Source organism: Aeromonas molluscorum (genome assembly GCF_051376105.1).
GTDB lineage: Bacteria > Pseudomonadota > Gammaproteobacteria > Enterobacterales > Aeromonadaceae > Aeromonas > Aeromonas molluscorum.
Genome location: NZ_JBPQCY010000002.1, coordinates 623,387 through 643,499, shown reverse-complemented (window position 1 = coordinate 643,499; position 20,113 = coordinate 623,387). Strand labels below are relative to the sequence as shown.

21 protein-coding genes and 1 tRNA gene are annotated in these 20,113 nt (G+C 57.5%); 5 read left to right on the top strand and 17 right to left on the bottom strand.

Annotation, left to right across the window (positions count from 1 at the left end):
- Window positions 1-61 precede the first annotated feature (61 nt).
- On the top strand, window positions 62-1,351 hold the full coding sequence (gene purD, locus ACSMDR_RS13605; RefSeq protein ID WP_436468598.1) for a phosphoribosylamine--glycine ligase: 1,290 nt from the start codon (window positions 62-64) through the stop codon (window positions 1,349-1,351).
- Window positions 1,352-1,601: 250 nt separating this feature from the next.
- Here the strand turns inward: purD and ACSMDR_RS13600 are convergent, their stop codons facing one another.
- Window positions 1,602-2,015: a Spy/CpxP family protein refolding chaperone gene (locus ACSMDR_RS13600; RefSeq protein ID WP_436468597.1), complete on the bottom strand. Its 414-nt coding sequence runs from the start codon at window positions 2,013-2,015 to the stop codon at window positions 1,602-1,604.
- A gap of 301 nt (window positions 2,016-2,316) precedes the next feature.
- Between ACSMDR_RS13600 and ACSMDR_RS13595 the strand changes: the two genes are divergently transcribed.
- From ACSMDR_RS13595 to ACSMDR_RS13585, 3 genes are all read left to right on the top strand, one after another.
- Window positions 2,317-2,685, top strand: coding sequence for a cytochrome b562 (locus ACSMDR_RS13595; RefSeq protein WP_436468596.1), 369 nt, complete (start codon window positions 2,317-2,319; stop codon window positions 2,683-2,685).
- Window positions 2,666-3,229: a cytochrome b/b6 domain-containing protein gene (locus ACSMDR_RS13590; protein ID WP_436468595.1), complete on the top strand. Its 564-nt coding sequence runs from the start codon at window positions 2,666-2,668 to the stop codon at window positions 3,227-3,229. Before ACSMDR_RS13595 ends, ACSMDR_RS13590 begins: the two co-directional genes overlap by 20 nt.
- A 218-nt stretch (window positions 3,230-3,447) precedes the next feature.
- Window positions 3,448-3,918: a tetratricopeptide repeat protein gene (locus ACSMDR_RS13585; RefSeq protein ID WP_040319099.1), complete on the top strand. Its 471-nt coding sequence runs from the start codon at window positions 3,448-3,450 to the stop codon at window positions 3,916-3,918.
- Between the two features lie 48 nt (window positions 3,919-3,966).
- On the opposite strand, the gene ACSMDR_RS13580 is transcribed toward ACSMDR_RS13585, so the two are convergent.
- The 5 genes from ACSMDR_RS13580 to rpsU form a co-directional block, all read right to left on the bottom strand.
- Window positions 3,967-4,043, bottom strand: a tRNA-Ile gene (locus ACSMDR_RS13580).
- Between the two features lie 166 nt (window positions 4,044-4,209).
- Window positions 4,210-6,105 (bottom strand): RNA polymerase sigma factor RpoD, encoded by a 1,896-nt coding sequence (gene rpoD, locus ACSMDR_RS13575; RefSeq protein WP_269077630.1) that lies wholly within the window; start codon window positions 6,103-6,105, stop codon window positions 4,210-4,212.
- 182 nt (window positions 6,106-6,287) lie between these two features.
- On the bottom strand, window positions 6,288-8,072 hold the full coding sequence (gene dnaG, locus ACSMDR_RS13570) for a DNA primase (protein ID WP_005900110.1): 1,785 nt from the start codon (window positions 8,070-8,072) through the stop codon (window positions 6,288-6,290).
- 88 nt (window positions 8,073-8,160) lie between these two features.
- Window positions 8,161-8,604, bottom strand: coding sequence for a GatB/YqeY domain-containing protein (locus ACSMDR_RS13565; protein WP_005900109.1), 444 nt, complete (start codon window positions 8,602-8,604; stop codon window positions 8,161-8,163).
- 14 nt (window positions 8,605-8,618) lie between these two features.
- Entirely contained in the window at window positions 8,619-8,834 is a 216-nt protein-coding gene (gene rpsU, locus ACSMDR_RS13560) for a 30S ribosomal protein S21 (protein ID WP_005309452.1), read from the bottom strand.
- A gap of 179 nt (window positions 8,835-9,013) precedes the next feature.
- On the opposite strand from rpsU, the gene tsaD reads away from it, so the two are divergent.
- Window positions 9,014-10,027, top strand: coding sequence for a tRNA (adenosine(37)-N6)-threonylcarbamoyltransferase complex transferase subunit TsaD (tsaD, locus tag ACSMDR_RS13555; protein ID WP_436468594.1), 1,014 nt, complete (start codon window positions 9,014-9,016; stop codon window positions 10,025-10,027).
- Window positions 10,028-10,135: 108 nt separating this feature from the next.
- Here the strand turns inward: tsaD and rpoS are convergent, their stop codons facing one another.
- The 11 genes from rpoS to pyrG all read right to left on the bottom strand — a co-directional run bounded on the left by rpoS (window position 10,136) and on the right by pyrG (window position 20,015).
- On the bottom strand, window positions 10,136-11,113 hold the full coding sequence (gene rpoS, locus ACSMDR_RS13550; protein WP_005900106.1) for an RNA polymerase sigma factor RpoS: 978 nt from the start codon (window positions 11,111-11,113) through the stop codon (window positions 10,136-10,138).
- Window positions 11,114-11,159: 46 nt separating this feature from the next.
- Window positions 11,160-12,233, bottom strand: coding sequence for a peptidoglycan DD-metalloendopeptidase family protein (locus ACSMDR_RS13545; RefSeq protein ID WP_436468593.1), 1,074 nt, complete (start codon window positions 12,231-12,233; stop codon window positions 11,160-11,162).
- A 10-nt stretch (window positions 12,234-12,243) separates the two neighbouring features.
- Complete coding sequence (locus ACSMDR_RS13540) at window positions 12,244-12,825, bottom strand: YqaA family protein (RefSeq protein WP_005900102.1); 582 nt, start codon at window positions 12,823-12,825, stop codon at window positions 12,244-12,246.
- Complete coding sequence (locus ACSMDR_RS13535) at window positions 12,822-13,439, bottom strand: protein-L-isoaspartate(D-aspartate) O-methyltransferase (protein WP_005900099.1); 618 nt, start codon at window positions 13,437-13,439, stop codon at window positions 12,822-12,824. Before ACSMDR_RS13535 ends, ACSMDR_RS13540 begins: the two co-directional genes overlap by 4 nt.
- Before the next feature lie 4 nt (window positions 13,440-13,443).
- A complete protein-coding gene (gene surE, locus ACSMDR_RS13530; RefSeq protein WP_005900097.1) occupies window positions 13,444-14,190 on the bottom strand; it encodes a 5'/3'-nucleotidase SurE in 747 nt (248 codons plus the stop codon).
- A gap of 57 nt (window positions 14,191-14,247) precedes the next feature.
- Window positions 14,248-15,315, bottom strand: a complete 1,068-nt coding sequence (gene truD, locus ACSMDR_RS13525) for a tRNA pseudouridine(13) synthase TruD (RefSeq protein WP_436468592.1) — start codon at window positions 15,313-15,315, stop codon at window positions 14,248-14,250.
- Window positions 15,315-15,791, bottom strand: a complete 477-nt coding sequence (gene ispF / locus ACSMDR_RS13520; protein ID WP_436468591.1) for a 2-C-methyl-D-erythritol 2,4-cyclodiphosphate synthase — start codon at window positions 15,789-15,791, stop codon at window positions 15,315-15,317. The genes truD and ispF overlap by 1 nt, the downstream gene beginning before the upstream one ends.
- The gene (ispD, locus tag ACSMDR_RS13515) at window positions 15,788-16,525 is read right to left on the bottom strand and encodes a 2-C-methyl-D-erythritol 4-phosphate cytidylyltransferase (RefSeq protein WP_436468590.1); all 738 of its coding nucleotides are present in this window, start codon (window positions 16,523-16,525) and stop codon (window positions 15,788-15,790) included. Before ispD ends, ispF begins: the two co-directional genes overlap by 4 nt.
- Window positions 16,515-16,823 carry a cell division protein FtsB gene (gene ftsB, locus ACSMDR_RS13510; protein ID WP_005898900.1) on the bottom strand — a complete coding sequence of 103 codons (309 nt, stop codon included), beginning with the start codon at window positions 16,821-16,823 and terminating at the stop codon, window positions 16,515-16,517. The genes ispD and ftsB overlap by 11 nt, the downstream gene beginning before the upstream one ends.
- A 161-nt stretch (window positions 16,824-16,984) precedes the next feature.
- Window positions 16,985-18,286, bottom strand: a complete 1,302-nt coding sequence (gene eno, locus ACSMDR_RS13505; RefSeq protein ID WP_005898897.1) for a phosphopyruvate hydratase — start codon at window positions 18,284-18,286, stop codon at window positions 16,985-16,987.
- Between the two features lie 91 nt (window positions 18,287-18,377).
- A complete protein-coding gene (pyrG, locus tag ACSMDR_RS13500; RefSeq protein WP_005898895.1) occupies window positions 18,378-20,015 on the bottom strand; it encodes a glutamine hydrolyzing CTP synthase in 1,638 nt (545 codons plus the stop codon).
- Between the last annotated feature and the right edge of the window lie 98 nt (window positions 20,016-20,113).

Sequence of the window (20,113 nt, the reverse complement as noted above, 5' to 3'; positions counted from 1 at the left end):
GGGCTGCCCAGGCAGCCCTCTTGAGATCCGTAATCGTTATTCCTATGCGAGAGCCCAGACGATGAAAGTATTGGTAATTGGTAACGGCGGTCGTGAACACGCCCTGGCCTGGAAGGCCAAACAGTCCCCGCGGGTCACTCAGGTGTTCGTGGCGCCGGGCAATGCCGGCACCCAGCTTGAGTCCGGTATCGAGAACGTCGCCATCGAGGCCACCGATATCCCCGCCTTGCTGGCCTTTGCCAAAGAGCAGCAGATAGGGCTGACCATAGTGGGTCCGGAGGCTCCGCTGGTGAAGGGCGTGGTTGATGCATTCCGTGCCGAGGGTCAGGCTATCTTCGGCCCGACGGCCGCCGCCGCCCAGCTTGAAGGCTCCAAGGCCTTCACCAAGGACTTCCTGGCTCGTCACCAGATCCCGACCGCCGCCTACCAGAACTTCACCGAGGTGGAACCCGCCTTGGCTTATCTGCGCGCGCAGGGTGCCCCTATCGTCATCAAGGCTGATGGCCTGGCTGCCGGTAAAGGGGTGATAGTGGCCATGACGCTGCAGGAAGCCGAAGACGCGGTGCGAGACATGCTCTCTGGCAATGCCTTCGGTGACGCGGGTGCCCGGGTGGTGATCGAGGAGTTCCTCACCGGCGAGGAGGCCAGCTTCATCGTCATGGTCGACGGCGAGCAGGTGCTGCCCATGGCCACCAGTCAGGATCACAAACGGGTCGGCGACAAGGATACCGGCCCCAACACCGGCGGCATGGGGGCCTACTCCCCCGCCCCCGTGGTGACCGATCTGGTCCATCAGCGCGCCATGGATCTGGTGATCATGCCGACCGTGCGCGGCATGGCCGCCGAAGGCAACCGCTACTCCGGTTTCCTCTATGCCGGCCTGATGATAGACGAACAGGGCAACCCCAAGGTTATCGAGTTCAACTGCCGCTTCGGCGACCCCGAGACCCAACCCATCATGCTGCGCATGCAGTCAGATTTGGTTGAACTCTGCCTGGCCGCCTGCAAAGGGGAGCTGGAGGGCAAAGAGGCCCGCTATGATAGCCGCGCCGCCATCGGTGTGGTGCTGGCCGCCGGTGGTTATCCCGGCCACTATGCCCAGAATCTGCCCATCAGCGGTCTGCCGAGCGAGGAGGTCGCCGGCGAGAAACTGTTCCATGGCGGTACCCGTTTTGCGGGTGATACCGTAGTCACCAGCGGGGGCCGGGTTCTCTGCGCCACCGCGCTGGGTGAGACGGTGGCCGAGGCTCAGGCTCGCGCCTACCAGCTGGCCGATCAGGTCAAGTGGCAAGGGGTCTTCTGCCGCCGGGATATCGGCTGGCGCGCCATTGAGCGCGAGCAAGGGAAGTAGTTCCTGAGCGTGACGAACTAAAAAAGGGCCCATTGGGGCCCTTTTTGTTGCATGTCGCTCAAGGTGCTTGAATGCCAGCTCGCCCTCGGCTCAGGCAGGCCAACACGGATCACGCCATCGGCAGGATAAGGGCTGTGAAGAAAGACAGCCGCCCGCCAGGGCGTGGGCCAGAGATTGGACTCGCCATAACGAAGAGCCTCGGCTGCCCATGGCAGCCGAGGCTCTTGCATCAGGCAAACCGCGCAGAAGATCAGTGCGGCGCTGAGTCCAGCATCTCGGTCAACTTGACCTTCTGCTCCGGGGTCAGCACTTTACTGATCTCGTAGATCTTCTTGGTGCGGTAGTAGCGCACCTCCTGCTGCACCTTGCCCACTTCGGCCAGCTCACCGCGAATGGCCATATCGTCCCACTTGCCATGCTTGATGGCATCCTGCAGCGCCTGATTGCTGAGCTTGCTCTTGTCTATACCCGCAATCTGCTGATCACTTTCGGCTCGAATGGTCTTGATCTTGCTGACCTGATCAGGCGTCAGCTCCAACGTCTTGACGATCATCTCTTCGATGGAGCCATGATTTACGGGGTCGGGAGCCTGGGCCATGACGGTGCCTGCAAAAACCAGAGACAGCGAAAGGGCAATGGCGCTGAGGGAATGGGTAATTTTCATGGATGACTCGCTCTTAGGGTAAAAGTACCCTCTATCTATAGCGCGGATCGCGCCGGGAAACGTAAACCCTGGCTGAATGGCTCTCGAATCTCTTCCCTCACATTTCCCTTTCCCGAGCGGGGGCCTGACGATGAACGTGAACTGCCACGGGTTGGGACAAGGTTAATGCCCTGCCACCTTTTGTCACAAAAAAACCAACTATTCACAAACAGTTCACGGTCCCTCATGGCATCATGCAAGGTAAGAACTCAAATAAGGGTTCATTTGCAACCAACTGCATGTCGTTTAATGAGGAAATCCCATGTTGAAAACTGTTCGCCTGCTGCCACTGATGTTCGGTCTGATCGCCCTGCCCGCCCTGGCCGGAGATCTGGAGCAGCCGATGAAGAAGATGGGCTTCAATTACAAACAGGCAACCAAGGCGAGCGATCCCGCTGCCATGGAAAAATACATCACCCAGATGCGCAGTGAAATCGATGACGCCAAGACGCGCACTATGCCGACTGCCAAGCAGGAGAAGTTCCTTGAGGGGCTCAACGAGGTTCAGGGCGAGCTGGATGCCAGTCTGGCAGCGCTCAAGGCAGGCGATGAGGCCAAGGCCCGTGAGCACCTGGCCAAGGTCAATGACCTGAAGAAGGAGTATCACAAATATGCCAAGCAGAAAGGCTGACCATTTTCGCTGGGACACCCTGGTTCGCCTGACTCATTGGAGTCTGGCAGCTGCCTGTATCAGCAACCTCTGGCTCAATGAAGCGGGAGAAGAGTGGCATGAGTGGCTGGGTTATCTCGCCATGACGGCCATCGGATTACGGCTGCTCTGGGGGCTGACTCTGGCCAAGGGTTATGCCCGCTTGTGCGCCCTGATCCCTCGCGGTGAAGATTTTCACCGGCAAGCCAGAGAGATAGGCGAGAGATTGCCTGCAACCCCGGGCCATCACGGTACCGGCAAGCTGGCCGTTTGGGCCCTATGGTTCACTGTACTCGCCACCGGTTTCACCGGCTGGTTTCAGAACACTGAGCTGGGGTTCGGCTGGGGAGCGGATGAGTGGCACATCTGGTGTACCTGGGCATTGCAGGGGCTGATTGGTCTGCATCTGACTGCCCTGCTGTTAACCTCATGGCGCCAACGCAGCAATCTGCTCGGTCGCATGCTGCCAGGAAGAGGGGTTAGCGTGGCCTCGCCTGTCCCGCAAGACCAGCAGTCGTTGCACTGATAGCGCCGCTCTAAACGCACCTCCCCTCGATGCAACAGCATCGAACATAGACCCGGCCCCCATGGCCGGGTCTATGCATTCATCATACCGGGCCTCTTCTCTACCCCCTGCCTTCTATCTCGACCCCATATGGCAAATTGCCACTCGACGGCTTCAGCTCGTCACAGGAGCCGGGCATACTGTTTTGCCTATTCATAACATTCGGCGAAGGAAAGCAGATGAGACAATTGATGGCACTCAAGGCGGAAGGCCGTATCGAGGAAGCTCGCCAGCATGGTTTGCTGCAGCTGGGACTGAAGCCGCAAGATGCCGAGTTGCATTACGAAGTGGCGGGCCTGCATGATCAACTTGGTCGTGAACAGGACGCCATCCCTCTTTATTGCAAGGCGATAGCGCTGGGATTGGGCGGTGATGCCCTGCGTGGCGCCTTGCTGGGACTGGGTAGCTCATATCGCAGCCTGGGCCAGCATGAGGCGGCTCTCACCGCCCTGGAGCAAGGCTTGGCACGGTTTCCGCAGGCGAGTGAGTTCAAAGCCTTTCGCGCCATGGTCTATTACAACCAAAGTCGTCATAAAGAGGCCTGTGAGGCGCTGCTCGGTTTGCTTGCACAAAGCACTTCGGACCCGGCACTCACCCCATACAAGGGCGCCATGGCACTCTATGCCGAGGATCTGGACAGACGTTGGTGACAGCTGAAAACGACAAAGCCGCTCATCCTGAGCGGCTTTGTCTGAATTTGGTGGCCCCTCCCAGACTTGAACTGGGGACCTGACGATTATGAGTCGTATGCTCTAACCAACTGAGCTAAGGGGCCATGGATGTTGCTTTGCGGCGTGGATTATAGGGGATGAAAAAGCCCTAGTCCATAGCCAGATCAATCACTTGGCGACATTTTATCCAACCTGGCCGCAAGTTCGTGATCCCTTTGGCATAAATAAAACAAAGCCCCGCATGGCGGGGCTTTGTGGGCAAGCTGGTGACTACTCGTCGAGGAAGCTGCGCAGCACTTCCGAGCGGCTCGGGTGACGCAGTTTGCGCAGGGCCTTGGCTTCGATCTGGCGAATACGCTCACGGGTGACGTCGAACTGTTTGCCGACCTCTTCCAGAGTGTGATCCGTGTTCATATCGATACCAAAACGCATCCGCAGTACCTTGGCTTCACGGGCGGTCAGACCGGCCAGCACTTCGCGGGTCGCGTTGCGCAGGCTCTCGCTGGTAGCCGCATCGGCCGGCAGTGCCAGGGTGGTATCCTCAATGAAATCCCCCAGGTGGGAATCTTCATCATCACCAATGGGCGTCTCCATGGAGATGGGCTCCTTGGCGATCTTGAGCACCTTGCGGATCTTGTCTTCCGGCATCCCCATGCGCATGGCCAGCTCTTCCGGATTGGGCTCGCGGCCCATCTCCTGCAGCATCTGACGGGAGATGCGGTTGAGCTTGTTGATGGTCTCGATCATGTGCACCGGAATACGGATGGTACGGGCCTGATCCGCGATGGAGCGGGTAATGGCCTGACGGATCCACCAGGTGGCATAGGTCGAGAACTTGTAGCCACGACGGTATTCAAACTTGTCTACCGCCTTCATCAGACCGATGTTGCCCTCCTGGATCAGATCCAGGAACTGCAAGCCACGGTTGGTGTACTTCTTGGCGATAGAGATAACCAGACGCAAGTTGGCCTCAACCATCTCTTTCTTGGCACGACGGGCTTTGGCCTCGCCGATGCTCATGCGACGGTTGATGTCTTTGATCTGGGCGATGGACAGCCCCGTCTCCACTTCAATCTGTTGCAGCTTGCCGATGGCACGCAGCACGTCTTCATCCATCTCGACCAAGCGAGGCGACCAGGCCTTACCAGCTTGCTTCTGGTATTCGAACCAGGCGGTGTCGCACTCATTGTTGGTAAAGGCAGCGACGAAGGTTTTCTTCGGCATCTTGGCCTGCTCAACGCAGAGCTTCAGAATGATCCGCTCCTGGATCCGAACCCGCTCCATCATCTCGCGCATGTTGTTGACCAGGCGATCGAACTGCTTGGGCATCAGGCGGAACTGACGGAATACGTCAGCCAGCTGCGCTATGGCAGCCTGGGTATCGTCATGGGCACGGCCATTGTTCTGGATAGAGAGACGGGTGACTTCGTACTGGGCACGCAGCTCACCAAACTTCTCGCGAGCGACTTCCGGATCAGGACCAGTGTCGGCCTCATCATCCGAGCTGTCGCCATCATCGTCATCTTCCTCATCTTCCTCTTCATCTTCGTCAGCAAGATCGTCTTCGCTGAGTTCGGAGCCAATATGGGTCGCGGTTGGCGCCACATCATCGGCTTCGTTAGGGTCGATGAAACCCGAGATGATGTCGGACAGACGCAGCTGCTCGGCTTCAAATTTGTCGTACTGTTCAAGCAGATAGGTGATGGCTTCCGGGTACTCGGCGACTGAGCTCTGTACCTGGTTGATACCGTCTTCGATCCGCTTGGCGATGTCGATTTCGCCTTCACGGGTCAGCAGTTCGACAGTACCCATTTCCCGCATGTACATGCGGACGGGGTCGGTTGTACGACCAATTTCAGATTCAACAGAGGCCAGTGCTTGGGCCGCTGCTTCGGCAGCGTCTTCGTCGGCGGTACCGCCTTCGGCCATGATAAGGTCATCGGCATCCGGTGCGTTTTCCACTACCTGGATACCCATATCGTTGATCATCTGAATGATGTCTTCGATCTGATCAGAGTCAACGATCTCTTGCGGGAGGTGATCGTTCACCTCGGCATAAGTCAGGTAGCCCTGTTCTTTACCTTTGGCAACGAGGAGTTTAAGCTGAGACTGCGGGGTTTGCTCCATAGAACTCATCCGGTTGGTGTTGCTAGGTTGCGCGAGCAATGCGCTGGTGCGCAAATAGCCAATTCTAATAGAAAACCGCCAGACATGCTATGTCTGGTTGCGGCGTCGGTCTGAGAAACCCCTGCCCGCTTTGTTTGTCGGGGCCAGGCGGTTATACGTTTTTGCATTTAATCCCGTCGATTCGGGCAACAATCTTTATATTGGGACTAACCACTCAAATATCAAGCCCCGATATCATTTCTTTTCTCACTTTGTACCTCTCTGATCAACATCATCAGCTCTTGAGTCTCCTCGGCAGTAAGTCCCTGCTGGGCCACCTTAGCCTGTAGCTCTTCGATCCGCTGCTTCAAGAACTGGTTGATGAAACCGACAAAGGTGTCTTGCAACTCTCCCAGGATATCAGGCTCACGTTCAAGCTGGATCTCGAACAGGTCATGCATGGCGAGCTGGGCAAGGATCTCCCCCTCTTTCGTACCACGCCAGTGCTCGAGCAATATGCCTGTCGTGATGCCAGGTTGCGCCAGGATCTGCTGATGCAGCTTGAGCAAAAAGCCTATACCTTGCAACCTGAGCCCCGCCAGCTCCGGCATGGCCGGTAGTTCGGCGGTGATGCCTGGGTATTGCACCATCAGCGCCAGTGCACGGCGCAGAGGGGTCAGCTTGCCTCGTTGCGGCTTAGCCTGCTCCACCTTGGATGGGGTATGGCGAGAGAATAGTTCGGTGATCCGCTGCTGGTTTTCCCCCCAGCGCATCATGCTGGAGAGTCGGGTTATGAGTCCCTCGCGGGTGAAGCCTTCCGGGACTCGACGGATCAACTCGGCGGCCTTGTTGGCCACCTCGAACTTGCCCGCTTCGCCGGAGAGTGCCGCATCCCGGGCAAGGCGCTCAAACATGAAGTCTGCAAAAGGCTGCGCCTGGTCAAGCAACAGCTCAAAGCCTGCTTTCCCTATCTGGCGTACCAGAGAATCGGGATCCTCGCCATCAGGCAGGAACACAAACTTTAGCTCACGGCCATCCTGAAGATGAGAGAGGGCGTTATCCAGCGCCCGCCAAGCGGCTTCACGTCCGGCCTTGTCACCGTCGTAGCAGCAAACCACTTCGGCCGTGGTGCGAAACAGGGTATGAATGTGGTCGCTAGTAGTGGCGGTCCCTAGCGCAGCCACCGCATAGTCGATGTCGAACTGGCCCAGGGCCACCACATCCATATAGCCTTCCACCACCAGGATGCGGCGCACTTCTTTATGGGCCTGCTTGACCTCATAGAGACCAAACAGCTCGCGGCCCTTATGGAAAATGGGGGTTTCCGGCGAATTGAGGTACTTGGGCGTACCATCTCCCAACACCCGGCCACCAAAACCGATGACCCGGCCTCGCTTATCCCTGATAGGAAACATGATGCGATCGCGGAAGCGATCGTAGCTACCGGGGCCACTGTCGCGGGGGATCAGCATACCACCAGTGATCAGCAGTTGTTCATGATCCCGGCTGGCGCCAAAACGCCGCCTGACCTGATCCCAATCTCCCGGGGCATAACCAATGTTGAAACGCTTGACCACCTCGCCATTGAGCCCTCGTCCTTTGAGGTACTCCACCGCGTGGGTGGCACTCTTGAGGTTGCTCTCATAGAAGCGGGCAATCTGGTTCATCAGTTCGAACAGATCCTTGCTGACTGCAGGTTGGGATCCGGCTGCACCACTGCCGCTCTGTTCGCGGGGTACCTGCATGCCTTGCATGCTGGCAAGCTCGTCGATGGCATCGGGGAATTCGAGGCCGTCATACTCCATGACAAAGCCGACGGCATTGCCATGGGCGCCACAGCCGAAACAGTGATAGAACTGCTTCTCCTGACTGACGGTGAAAGAGGGGCTCTTTTCGTTATGGAAGGGGCAGCAAGCCTGATAATTCTTGCCGGCCTTTTTCAGTCGTACCCGGGAGTCGATAAGCTCGACAATATCGGTACGAGCGAGCAGATCATCGATGAAAGATTGCGGGATCCGGCCTGCCATAACCATCCTGTTTCATGAGAGAAAAATAAAAAAAGCCGCGCATTCCCAAGGAAGCACGGCTTCTTTCGACCAACAAGGGCTCTGCCTATTACGCCAGGCGGGTTTTCACCAACGCGCTGACGGCACCGACATCGGCGCGTCCCTGAATTTTTGGCTTCAAGACAGCCATGACTTTACCCATATCGGCCATGACAGCAGCACCGCTCTGGGCGATGGCTTGCTCTATCAGGGCTTCAATTTCGGCAGCGGTCAGCTGTTGCGGCAGGAACTCCTGCAGCACCTGGATCTCGGCAGCTTCAACATCGGCGAGATCCTGGCGACCAGCGGCCTCATATTGGCTGATGGAATCACGGCGCTGCTTGACCATCTTGGTCACGACAGCGAGGATATCCTCATCATTTAGCTCAACACGGGAATCAATTTCACGCTGTTTTATCTCGGCCATCAGCAAACGAATCGTCCCCAAGCGAGCCTTATCTCTGGCAAGCATGGCGAGTTTTTGTTGATCCTTGAGCTGATCTTTCAGAGACATGGCAGAAACTCTAATTAGTACAGGCGGATACGACGAGCGTTTTCGCGAGACAGCTTCTTGGCGTGACGCTTAACGGCAGACGCTTTGGCGCGCTTACGGATAGTAGTCGGCTTCTCGTAGAACTCACGGCTACGAACTTCAGACAGGATACCGGCCTTTTCGCAAGAACGCTTGAAGCGACGCAGAGCAACGTCAAACGGCTCATTTTCACGGACTTTGATTACTGGCATGTGCCTTTCACCTCAGTGATAAATTGTTAGCTGATCATCAGTCGATCAGCATGTCTTAAAATGGTGCGAAATTATACTCTGGACAGGGAATAAAAGTAAACCCGCAGAGATCGCTCTGGTTTAAAAAACCCGCGAAGGTTACCATAGCCGTCTCATTTTAGCAGTGAAATTTTTTAGCAATGCGTGTATTGGGCATAGAGACATCCTGTGACGAAACCGGGATCGCGATCTTCGATGATCAAAAAGGGATCCTTTCCCATCAGTTATACAGCCAGGTCAAGCTGCATGCGGACTACGGTGGCGTCGTTCCAGAGCTTGCCAGCCGGGATCATGTCCGCAAGACGATCCCGTTGATCCAGGCCGCGTTGCTGGAAGCTGGCCTTGGCAAGGATGACATAGACGGCATCGCCTACACCGCAGGTCCTGGGCTGGTCGGTGCCATTCTGGTCGGTGCTACCATTGGCCGCTCCCTGGCCATGGCCTGGGGCAAACCCGCCATCGCCGTGCATCATATGGAAGGCCATCTGCTGGCCCCCATGCTGGAAGAGAGGGCGCCCGAGTTCCCCTTTGTGGCGCTGCTGGTCTCCGGTGGTCACTCCATGCTGGTGCGAGTCGATGGAATTGGCCGCTACCAGCTGCTCGGGGAGTCCATTGATGATGCCGCCGGCGAAGCCTTCGACAAGACGGCCAAGCTGATGGGCCTCGATTACCCAGGCGGCCCCCTGCTCTCCAGGCTTGCTGAGAAAGGCATCACCGGGCGCTTCAAATTCCCGCGCCCCATGACCGACAGACCTGGGCTCGACATGAGTTTCTCCGGCCTCAAAACCTTCGCAGCCAATACCATCGCCTCGCAAGGGGATGATGAGCAGACTCGCGCCGATATCGCCCGCGCCTTCGAAGATGCGGTGGTCGACACCCTGGCCATCAAGTGTCGTCGTGCCCTGAAAGAGACGGGACTTAATCGCTTGGTCGTGGCTGGCGGTGTCAGTGCCAACCGCCATCTGCGCGCCCAGTTGGCCGAGCTGATGGCAAGTCTCAATGGTGAGGTGTTCTACCCCCGTCCCGAATACTGCACCGATAATGGTGCCATGATTGCCTATGCTGGCATGCAGCGTCTCAAGGCAGGCGTGTTTGAGCCACTGGAAGTCAAGGCTGTGCCGCGCTGGCCACTGGATACGCTGCAACCGATTTGAACCGGCAGCTTTTGCTGCATATAAAGAAGGGGCCCCAAGGGCCCCTTTTGAATATATAACCCATCTGAAGATAGGTTGCTGGATCCTCATCGGCATCCAATGCAGGCATCAGTTACTGCGAAACAGAGCTTCAATAGACAGCCCCTGCCCCACCATGATCTCTCTCAGACGACGCAATCCCTCGACCTGGATCTGGCGAACACGTTCTCGGGTCAGACCTATCTCGGCCCCAACATCTTCAAGGGTGGCTGGCTCGTAACCGAGCAGGCCGAAACGACGTGCCAACACCTCGCGCTGCTTGGGATTCAGCTCCTCCAGCCAGTGGACTATGCTGCTGCGCATGTCGTCTTCCTGGGACTCCAGCTCGGGGCCCATGCCACGCTCATCGGACAGCACATCGAGCAGAGCCTTGTCACGATCGCCGCCTATCGGGGTGTCGACCGAGGTGATCTTCTCGTTGAGCTTGAGCATGCGATTGACGTCGGCGACCGAGCGGTCCAGCGCAAAGGCGATATCTTCGGCCGTGGGTTCATGGTCGAGACGATGGGACAATTCACGAGCGGTACGCAGGTAAACGTTGAGTTCCTTGACCACGTGAATGGGCAGGCGAATGGTACGGGTCTGATTCATGATGGCCCGTTCTATGGTCTGGCGGATCCACCAGGTGGCATAAGTCGAGAAGCGAAAACCCCGTTCTGGGTCAAACTTTTCCACGGCGCGGATGAGGCCGAGGTTCCCCTCTTCAATCAAATCCAGCAGTACCAGGCCACGATTGTTGTAGCGTCTGGCAATTTTGACCACGAGGCGCAGATTGGACTCAATCATGCGCTTGCGGGCCGCTTTGTCGCCGCGCAGGGCGCGACGGGCGTAATAAACCTCTTCTTCCGCGGTGAGCAAGGGAGAGAATCCTATCTCTCCCAGATAGAGCTGGGTTGCATCCATCACCTTGTGCAGATCAGGCGCCAGCAACTCCTCGGAGATAGACTCCTCGGTATCGGCCGTCGCCATCTCTGTCACTTCAGCTTCTTCAACCTCCAGCTCCTCATCGCACTCTGCATCCTGCATAACCAGTTGTTCTTGGCTCATGGTGTGTCTCCCTGACCTGAACCAGAGTAAGCACTACGCTCTGGGGTTAACGCTTTGGCAAGTATCCCATTGGATTGATCGACTTGCCTCGGTACCGGATTTCAAAGTGCAAGCGCACATCCGGCGCATCCGTGCTTCCCATATCGGCAATAACAGCTCCACCCTTGACCACATCCCCTTCCCGGACTCGCAGCGCATCGTTGTGTGCATAGGCCGAGAGGTAATCATCGTCATGTTTCAGGATGACAAGCTTGCCATAACCTCTCAATGCGCTTCCGGCATAGACCACTTTACCGCCACTGGCTGCGTAGACGGGTTGCCCCTTCTGACCAGCGATGTCTATACCCTTGTTTCCCTGCTCAGCGACAGAGAAGCCTTCGACTATCCGGCCTTTAGCGGGCCAATGCCAGGCGAGGCGCGATGATGAGGCATTGTTATTGTTTTGTGTGACACTGTTGTTATTTTGTACTGAAGTGCCAGCGTATGCTTTTGAGGCAGGCTGGGCAACGCTTTTATTGGTCACGAACGCACTGGTCGTACCTGAACTGACAGGGGTGGTCGCAGTGTTGGTGGGACGACTGCTTGCCACTGCCATTGTGGTGCCGGATGCTGCTGCCGACCCGCCCACATTGAGGGTCTGTCCTACGTTCAGGTTGTAGGGGGCGCTCAAGTTGTTACGCTGTGCCAGGGTCTGATTGGCAACACCAAACTGGCGGCCTATGCTGCTCAAGGTATCACCACGGCGCACCTGATAGGTACGCGCAGCGCTCCCGCTGCTGGCACTGCTGACCATCACCGGGCGATTATCGGTCCCATCCAACCGGATCACCTGGCCTGGATGTATGTTATAGGGAGCACCGATGCCGTTGAGACTGGCCAGAGAGGGCACGTCGCTCCCAGAATTGAATGCAATGGAGTAGAGGGTATCGCCACGTTTGACTGTGTAGCTGCGTCCCGAAATAGTCGGTTTGCTTATGTTTCCCTGCCGACTTGGCACAGCGCGCACCGAGCCATCGCTAGACAACCCCTGTACCGGCGCCGGGGTAGAGCTGGAAGAACAAGCGGCCAACAAACCGGATAAGAGGGTAACGGCGCACCCTCGCCATATATGCCCATTCATAGAAACATCCTTAACGACTAAACCAGAAATAGGCCGCTACGGCCAGGGCGATACAGATCCAGCCAAGCACATCGACATAGTGCATCAGCTTTTGCTCCATCCTCTCGCCTCCCCAGCGCATCAAGCCCGCCACCAGGAAGAAACGCATACTGCGCCCGATGAGGGAGGTGATGATGAAGGGGACAAGCGCCATATGGAGCAATCCTGCCGTAACGGTAAACACCTTGTAGGGGATGGGGGTGAAGCTGGCAATGAAAATTACCCAGATACCCCATTGTTCAAACCAGTGCTGGGCCAGGGCAATCTTGTCCTGATAACCGACGGAGACCACCAGAGGCTGCACCACGGGATCCCAAAGCGCATAACCCAGGCCATATCCGACCACAGCTCCCAACACCGAGAAGACGGTTGCCAGTGCCGCGTAGTGCCAGGCCTTATGGGGCTTGGCCAGCGCCATGGGTGCCAGCATCACGTCGACAGGAATGGGCCAGAACACTGACTCAATGAAGGCGGTGATAGAGAGGTAATAGGGGGCATATTTATGGCGGGCCCACTGCATCACCAACACATACAGGCGAGAAAACAGCTTCACTCAACATCTCCGTCAATAAGGGGCACAAAACGCACCGGTTCCAGGACTCGACTGGTCAACTGGGAGCCGTTGCGTTCGATAAGTTGCAGGGTCTGATGACTGTCCCCTACCGGTAAAACCATGCGACCGCCATCGGCCAGTTGGTCAGTGAGGGCCGTCGGTACTTCACTTGCGGCGGCCGTCACCAAAATGGCATCAAACGGTCCCTTGCTGGGCCAGCCTAGCCAGCCATTGCCATGTTTGGCCGAGACATTGTGCAAGTCCAGCTGCCTGAGCCTGCGCCTGGCCTGGAACTGCAACGACTTGATCCGCTCAACCGTATAAACCTGTTCAACCAGGTTGGCGAGCACGGCGGTTTGATAACCGGATCCAGTACCAATCTCCAGCACATGGGCCGGATCATTTTGCATCAGCAACTCTGTCATCCGCGCCACCATGTAAGGCTGGGAAATAGTCTGCCCCTGACCAATGGGCAGGGCGGTATTGTCCCAGGCCTTATGCGCCATGGCCTCGTCCACAAACAGCTGGCGTGGCACCTTGGCGAGCGCGGCGAGTACGCGAAAGTCGCTGACGCCTTGCGCAATAAGCTGATTTAAAAGGCGCTGTACTATCACACCTTCATCCCTGTTGTTCCAACCATGCCCCCAACCCGGCCAGACTGCCATGGGCGGTCATGTCGATGGTCAAGGGAGTAATAGAGACATAGCCCTGTTCGATCGCCGCAAAATCCGTGCCTTCCCCCGCATCCTGCTGCAAGCCGGGCGGGCCAATCCAGTAGATGGTCTGGCCACGAGGATCCTGGGCGCGGATCACGGATTCGGCCCTGTGGCGATTGCCAAGCCGGGTGATCTTGATGCCCCTTATTTCATCAAGGGGCAGATCAGGCACATTGACGTTGAGGATCTGGTTGGCCGGCAGCGGAAACTGCATCAAGCCTTTGACCAGCTGAACGGCATAGTGAGCGGCCGAGGCAAAATGCGTCCGACCGACCAGGGAGATTGCCAGGGAGGGGTAGCCTAAATGGCGTCCCTCGGTAGCGGCAGCGACCGTCCCCGAATAGATGACATCATCCCCCAGGTTGGCGCCGTGGTTGATCCCGGCCACCACCATGTCTGGCTCGGGGCGCACCAGTTCGTTGACTGCCAAATGCACGCAGTCGGTCGGTGTCCCCTTGACCGCATGATACCCGGTTTGCGGGATGCAGCTGACCCGCAGGGGTGTCTCCAGTGTCAGGGAGTGGCTGGCCCCGCTGCGATTGCGATCCGGTGCCACCACAATCACTTCGCCGCAGCTACGCAGCGCCTCGCTCAGGGCATGGATCCCTTCGGCATGAACACCGTCATCGTTACTCACCAGAATGCGCATCTGTGCTCTTCCTGAAACCATCAAACAAGGGGGACCGAGGCCACAGCTGCCACGTCGTTATGCCACAGAGGGCGCATCATGACCATCGCCCTGGTTCCTGAAACCATGGTCGGCCTCTTCAGCCTGCATCAATTCACGGACCACACTGGTTGCGAAGGCACCGGCTGGCAAGAAGAAAGAGAGGGTCAGCGCCTCCGCATCCAGGGTCCAACTCATCGCTTCCGGCTTGAGCAAGAGCGGGCGCCTGTCTTGATCCAGTCCCGCCTTCTCCAACCCCTCACACCACTCGCCATAAGGCGCCAATGCGGCCTGTTCAAATTCGGCGGCGGCACCCTGGCTAGCCAATCGGCCACGCCCCCACTGGGGGGCGGTCAGCTGCACATCACCGGAGACCAGACGCGCGGTCAGTTCGGGGGTCACGCTCTCTTCACTAAAGATGGAATGACTGCCCTTGAGCATCAGGCAATCGCCGGCCAGCAACTTGCTGGCCAGCCCCTGTTCAACGCGGGCGCTGACGATAGCATTGAACAGCATGCTGCGGGCAGCCGAAAGGTACAGAGAGCGTTTGTTGCGATCCTTGATCCGCTTGCCGGCAAACATCGCCTTGGCCGCGTCCAGATTGCTGCCACCCCGGCCGAAGCGCTGCTCACCATAATAGTTCGGCACGCCCTGGGCGGCGATGGCCTGCAGGCGAGAGACCAGATTGTCAGCCTGCTCCAGCCCGGTCAGACGCAGGGTGAAGTGATTGCCCTTGAGGTAACCGACCCGCAGCTTCTTGTTATGACGATTGGCTTGCAGGATCTGGATGCTGTCGCTCTCGATCACCGACAAGTCCGGCGAACCTTTGCCCGGCAGGTGAATGCCGAACCACTGCTCGGTCACGGCGTGGCGATCTTTCAGGCCAGCCCAGGTCACTGCATTGCGATTGACCCCGGCGGCATCCGCCAGCAAGCCCGCAACCCAAGCGGTGTTTTCACCAGTCTTGCGTACTCGTACGAAGATATGTTCACCTTCGCCGCAAGGTTCGAAGCCGAGATCCTCGACCACCACGAAATCATTGGCCTGAGCCTTGAGAATGCCACGGGCCTCTGGGGTACCGTGCAGATATGCAAGTTGTTGCGACATTATTGTTTTACCAGTAAGACGACGGCTTCGGTGGCTATGCCTTCCTTGCGCCCCGTAAAGCCTAGTTGTTCGGTAGTGGTCGCCTTGACGTTCACCCTGTTCAATTCACATTGCAGATCGGCGGCCAGCACGGCGCACATGGCCTCGATGTGGGGGGCCATCTTGGGAGCCTGGGCAATGATGGTCACATCCAGGTTACCGATGGCATAGCCCGTTTGTTGCACCCGCGCAAAGACATCTCGCAGCAAGATGCGGCTGTCTATCCCTTTAAATTCGGCGGCCGTATCGGGGAAATGGCGACCTATGTCACCGGCACCTATGGCGCCGAGCAGGGCATCGCTCACCGCATGCAGCACGACGTCCCCATCCGAATGAGCCAGCAGCCCCTGTGCGTAGGGCACGGCAACACCGCCCAGCATGCAGGGGCCATCCCCGCCAAACTTGTGTACATCAAAACCCTGGCCAATGCGGATCATGGCTGCTCCTTAGTCGCTTTGGTAATCGCCAGTTCGTCTTGCTGCTGGCGTAAAAACAGCCCGGCCAAGGCGAGATCCTCGGGCCGAGTCACCTTGATGTTGTCTGCACGCCCCTCGACCATGCGTGGCACATGACCGGCCAGCTCCATGGCGGACGCCTCGTCCGTGATGAGAGCCCCCAGAGCCAACCCCTCCTCCAGCGCCCCTTTGAGAGTTCGGGTCGCAAATAGCTGGGGCGTGAGCGCATGCCAGAGTGCTTCCCGCGGCACAGTGGCAATGATGTTGCCCGCCTCGTCGCTGCGCTTCATGGTGTCGCGTACCCGGGAGCCAAGAATGGCACCATCCGGAGTCAGGCCGACCGCAAGCAGCGCATCGATATCTGCCGAGGTGAGACAAGGGCGGGCGGCATCGTGGACCAGCACCCAGTCGCTCTGAACCTGATGCAGGGCGTTGAGGACGGAGCGGGCACGATCGCTACCGCCCAGAACGCGCAAAATACGCGGGTCCCGAGCCAACACCAGCGTCTCGAACCAGCAGTCATCGGGGGCCAGCGCCAGCACTATGGTCGTGATGGCGGGATGGGCCAGCAGCCGGAGCAGGGTGTGTTCCAAAATGGTCTTGCCCGCCAGGGACAGGTACTGCTTGGGGCACTCCGCCCCCATGCGGCTACCTATGCCGGCGGCGGGCACCACTGCCGTCAAGCCGAACTGATCCGGGAGGCCGTTATTCATCATCGTCGCCGCCAGCAGGCTCGTCCTTCTTGTTCGGGATGATCCGGTAGAAGGTCTCTCCCTGCTTGATATAACCGAGATCGTTACGCGCCAGCTCTTCGATGGCTTCAAGACCCGAAGTCAGATCGTCAATCTCACGATAAATCAGACTATTGCGCTCCTTGAGCGCCAGATTGTCCTGCTCTTGCTGATCGATGGCATTGGACATCTCATGGTAATCGGACAGGCCGTTTTTCCCCAGCCAGAGGTGATATTGCAAGCCCCCCAGCAGGAGGAACAGGATCAGGGTGAATAGCCGCATGCACTGGGTCTCCTTCCAAGCGGCCTAGTTTCCCATATTCGCGGGAAAGACAAAAGAAAGCAGATGCATCTTGGCCCGGCCACGGATGAAAAGCGTCAGCTTGGCCCTAAAAACAAAAAAGCCCCGCCAGATGGCGGGGCTTTTACATCAGGGAAGGCGAATTAAGCCTGACCTTTCACTTCTTTCAGACCGCGGAACGGAGCCTTGGCACCCAGGGCTTCTTCGATACGGATCAGCTGGTTGTACTTGGCAACACGGTCAGAACGGCTCATGGAACCGGTCTTGATCTGGCCAGCAGCGGTACCCACAGCCAGGTCGGCGATGGTCGCGTCTTCGGTCTCACCGGAGCGGTGGGAGATGACGGCAGTGTAGCCAGCGTCTTTGGCCATCTTGATGGCAGCCAGGGTCTCGGTCAGGGAACCGATCTGGTTGAACTTGATCAGGATGGAGTTGGCGATGCCGTTGTCGATGCCGCGCTTCAGGATCTTGGTGTTGGTTACAAACAGGTCGTCACCCACAATCTGGATCTTGCTGCCCAGCTCTTTGGTCTGGTAAGCAAAACCGTCCCAGTCGGATTCATCCAGGCCATCTTCGATGGAGACGATCGGGAACTTGGTGGTCAGGTCGGCCAGGTAGTCAGAGAACTCGTTGGAGGTGAAGATACGACCTTCGCCCTTCAGGTTGTACTCGTTCTTTTCAGCGTCGTAGAACTCGGAAGCGGCGCAGTCCATGGCCAGAGTGATGTCTTTACCCAGAACGTAACCAGCGGCAGCAACGGCTTCAGCGATCACTTCCAGCGCTTCGGCGTTGGATTTCAGGTTAGGAGCGAAACCACCTTCGTCACCGACAGCCGTGTTGTAGCCCTTGGACTTCAGCACTTTGGCCAGGTTGTGGAACACTTCGGCGCCCATGCGAACGGCTTCTTTCAGGGTCTTGGCGCCAACCGGCTGGATCATGAACTCCTGGATGTCGACGTTGTTGTCGGCATGCTCACCACCGTTGATGATGTTCATCATGGGCAGCGGCATGGAGTAAACACCGGCAGTGCCGTTCAGCTCTGCAATGTGAGCGTACAGCGGCAGGCCTTTGGCGGCAGCAGCGGCTTTGGCGTTAGCCAGGGAAACAGCCAGGATGGCGTTGGCGCCAAACTTGGATTTGTTCTCGGTACCGTCCAGATCGATCATGATCTGGTCAATAGCGGCCTGATCCTTGGCATCTTTACCCAGCAGTGCTTGGGCGATCGGGCCGTTGACGGCTTCGATGGCTTTCAACACGCCTTTACCCAGGAAACGGCTCTTGTCGCCGTCACGCAGTTCCAGCGCTTCGCGGGAACCAGTGGAGGCGCCAGACGGAGCGGCTGCCATACCAACAAAACCACCTTCCAGATGAACTTCGGCCTCAACGGTCGGGTTACCACGGGAGTCGATGATTTCACGACCGATCACTTTAACGATCTTGGACATGTGTATTTCCTCAGGTTTCGTAAAAAAACAACAAAAGGCATTTCAAAAAAAGCGGTTGTGGCACATTGCCTCAACCGCATTTGATTTTCAATTACTTCAAATTGCGCTTCTGATACTCACCAGCGGCCTTAACAAAGCCTGCGAACAGGGCGTGGCCATCACGGGGAGTCGAGGTGAACTCCGGGTGGAACTGAGCCGCAACAAACCAAGGGTGATCCGGAATTTCGATAATTTCCACCAATTTCTTGTCGGCGGAGAGACCGGTCACCTTCAAACCAGCCGCTTCAATCTGCGGCAACAGCTTGTTGTTCACCTCATAACGGTGACGGTGGCGCTCGTATATGGTCGGGCTGCCGTACATCTGACGCACCTTGGAGCCTTCGACCAGGTGGCAGAGCTGGGAACCTAGACGCATGGTTCCACCAAGGTCTGATTTCTCGGTGCGAGTCTCGACATTGCCCTCGTCATCAACCCATTCGGTGATGAGACCGACCACCGGATAAGCGCAATCTTTCTTGAATTCGGAGGAGTGAGCCCCTTCCAAGCCTGCGACATTACGCGCAAATTCGATCAGCGCAACCTGCATACCGAGGCAGATACCCAGATAAGGGATCTTGTTCTCGCGGGCATACTTGGCAGCCAGAATCTTGCCTTCCACACCACGCTCGCCGAAGCCACCCGGTACCAGGATCGCGTCCAAGCCTTCCAGTTGCTCCGAACCGCGGGTCTCGATGTCCTGGGAGTCGATGTAACGAATATTGACCGACAGTCGGGTCTTGAGGCCACCGTGCTTGAGTGCTTCGTTGACGGACTTGTAGGCATCGGGCAGGGAGACATACTTGCCAACCATACCGATGGTTACTTCGGCAGTCGGGTTGGCCTCTTCGTAGATAACCTGTTCCCACTCACACAGATCCGCCTCTTTGCACTCCAGGCCGAAACGCTCGATGAAGTAGTTATCGACGTTCTGGGAGCGCAGCAGGGCCGGGATCTTGTAGATGGAGTCGACGTCCTTCATGGAGATGACGGCGCGCTCGGGCACGTTGCAGAACAGCGCTATCTTGGCGCGCTCAACAGCCGGTATGGCGCGGTCGGAGCGGCAGATTAGCACATCCGGCTGAATGCCGATGGAGAGCATCTCCTTGACGGAGTGCTGGGTCGGCTTGGTCTTGACCTCGCCGGCGGCGGCCAGATAAGGAACCAGGGTCAGGTGCATGAACATGGCGCTGTCGCGGCCCACTTCTGCAGCCAGCTGACGCAGGGCCTCGAGGAACGGCAGTGACTCGATGTCGCCCACGGTGCCGCCCACTTCGACTATGGCTACCTGGTGGCCTTCGGCACCGGCAATCACCCGCTCCTTGATGGCATTGGTGATGTGTGGAATCACCTGGATGGTGGCACCCAGGTAGTCACCACGGCGCTCTTTACGCAGCACATCGGCGTAGATACGGCCAGTAGTGAAGTTGTTGCGGCGGGTCATCTTGGTGCGGATGAAACGCTCGTAATGACCCAGATCCAGATCGGTCTCGGCCCCGTCCTCGGTTACGAACACTTCACCATGCTGGGTCGGGCTCATGGTGCCCGGATCCACGTTGATATAGGGGTCCAGTTTCATGATGGTCACATCCAGACCACGGGCTTCCAGAATGGCTGCCAGAGAAGCTGCGGCAATGCCTTTGCCGAGGGATGAAACAACGCCACCAGTTACAAAAATATATTTTGTCGTCATGCTGAACCTGAAAGAAGTTTAGGGAGTTTTAAGGGGTGCTTCGGGGATGAAGCAGGACGGGGAAACAGTATACCAAAACCCCCTCTCCCAAACAATGA

Bases quoted from the DNA above. Each gene is read 5' to 3' on its own strand.
- dnaG (WP_005900110.1), bottom strand. From the start codon at position 8,072: ATGGCAGGCCGGATCCCGCAATCTTTCATCGATGATCTGCTCGCTCGT.
- truD (WP_436468592.1), bottom strand. From the start codon at position 15,315: ATGTCGCAACAACTTGCATATCTGCACGGTACCCCAGAGGCCCGTGGC.
- pyrG (WP_005898895.1), bottom strand. From the start codon at position 20,015: ATGACGACAAAATATATTTTTGTAACTGGTGGCGTTGTTTCATCCCTC.
- ACSMDR_RS13545 (WP_436468593.1), bottom strand. From the start codon at position 12,233: ATGAATGGGCATATATGGCGAGGGTGCGCCGTTACCCTCTTATCCGGT.
- rpsU (WP_005309452.1), bottom strand. From the start codon at position 8,834: ATGCCAGTAATCAAAGTCCGTGAAAATGAGCCGTTTGACGTTGCTCTG.
- ACSMDR_RS13595 (WP_436468596.1), top strand. From the start codon at position 2,317: ATGTTGAAAACTGTTCGCCTGCTGCCACTGATGTTCGGTCTGATCGCC.
- rpoS (WP_005900106.1), bottom strand. From the start codon at position 11,113: ATGAGCCAAGAACAACTGGTTATGCAGGATGCAGAGTGCGATGAGGAG.
- ispD (WP_436468590.1), bottom strand. From the start codon at position 16,525: ATGATGAATAACGGCCTCCCGGATCAGTTCGGCTTGACGGCAGTGGTG.
- tsaD (WP_436468594.1), top strand. From the start codon at position 9,014: ATGCGTGTATTGGGCATAGAGACATCCTGTGACGAAACCGGGATCGCG.
- ftsB (WP_005898900.1), bottom strand. From the start codon at position 16,823: ATGCGGCTATTCACCCTGATCCTGTTCCTCCTGCTGGGGGGCTTGCAA.
- ACSMDR_RS13565 (WP_005900109.1), bottom strand. From the start codon at position 8,604: ATGTCTCTGAAAGATCAGCTCAAGGATCAACAAAAACTCGCCATGCTT.
- eno (WP_005898897.1), bottom strand. From the start codon at position 18,286: ATGTCCAAGATCGTTAAAGTGATCGGTCGTGAAATCATCGACTCCCGT.
- ispF (WP_436468591.1), bottom strand. From the start codon at position 15,791: ATGATCCGCATTGGCCAGGGTTTTGATGTACACAAGTTTGGCGGGGAT.
- purD (WP_436468598.1), top strand. From the start codon at position 62: ATGAAAGTATTGGTAATTGGTAACGGCGGTCGTGAACACGCCCTGGCC.
- ACSMDR_RS13585 (WP_040319099.1), top strand. From the start codon at position 3,448: ATGAGACAATTGATGGCACTCAAGGCGGAAGGCCGTATCGAGGAAGCT.
- ACSMDR_RS13600 (WP_436468597.1), bottom strand. From the start codon at position 2,015: ATGAAAATTACCCATTCCCTCAGCGCCATTGCCCTTTCGCTGTCTCTG.
- ACSMDR_RS13590 (WP_436468595.1), top strand. From the start codon at position 2,666: ATGCCAAGCAGAAAGGCTGACCATTTTCGCTGGGACACCCTGGTTCGC.
- surE (WP_005900097.1), bottom strand. From the start codon at position 14,190: ATGCGCATTCTGGTGAGTAACGATGACGGTGTTCATGCCGAAGGGATC.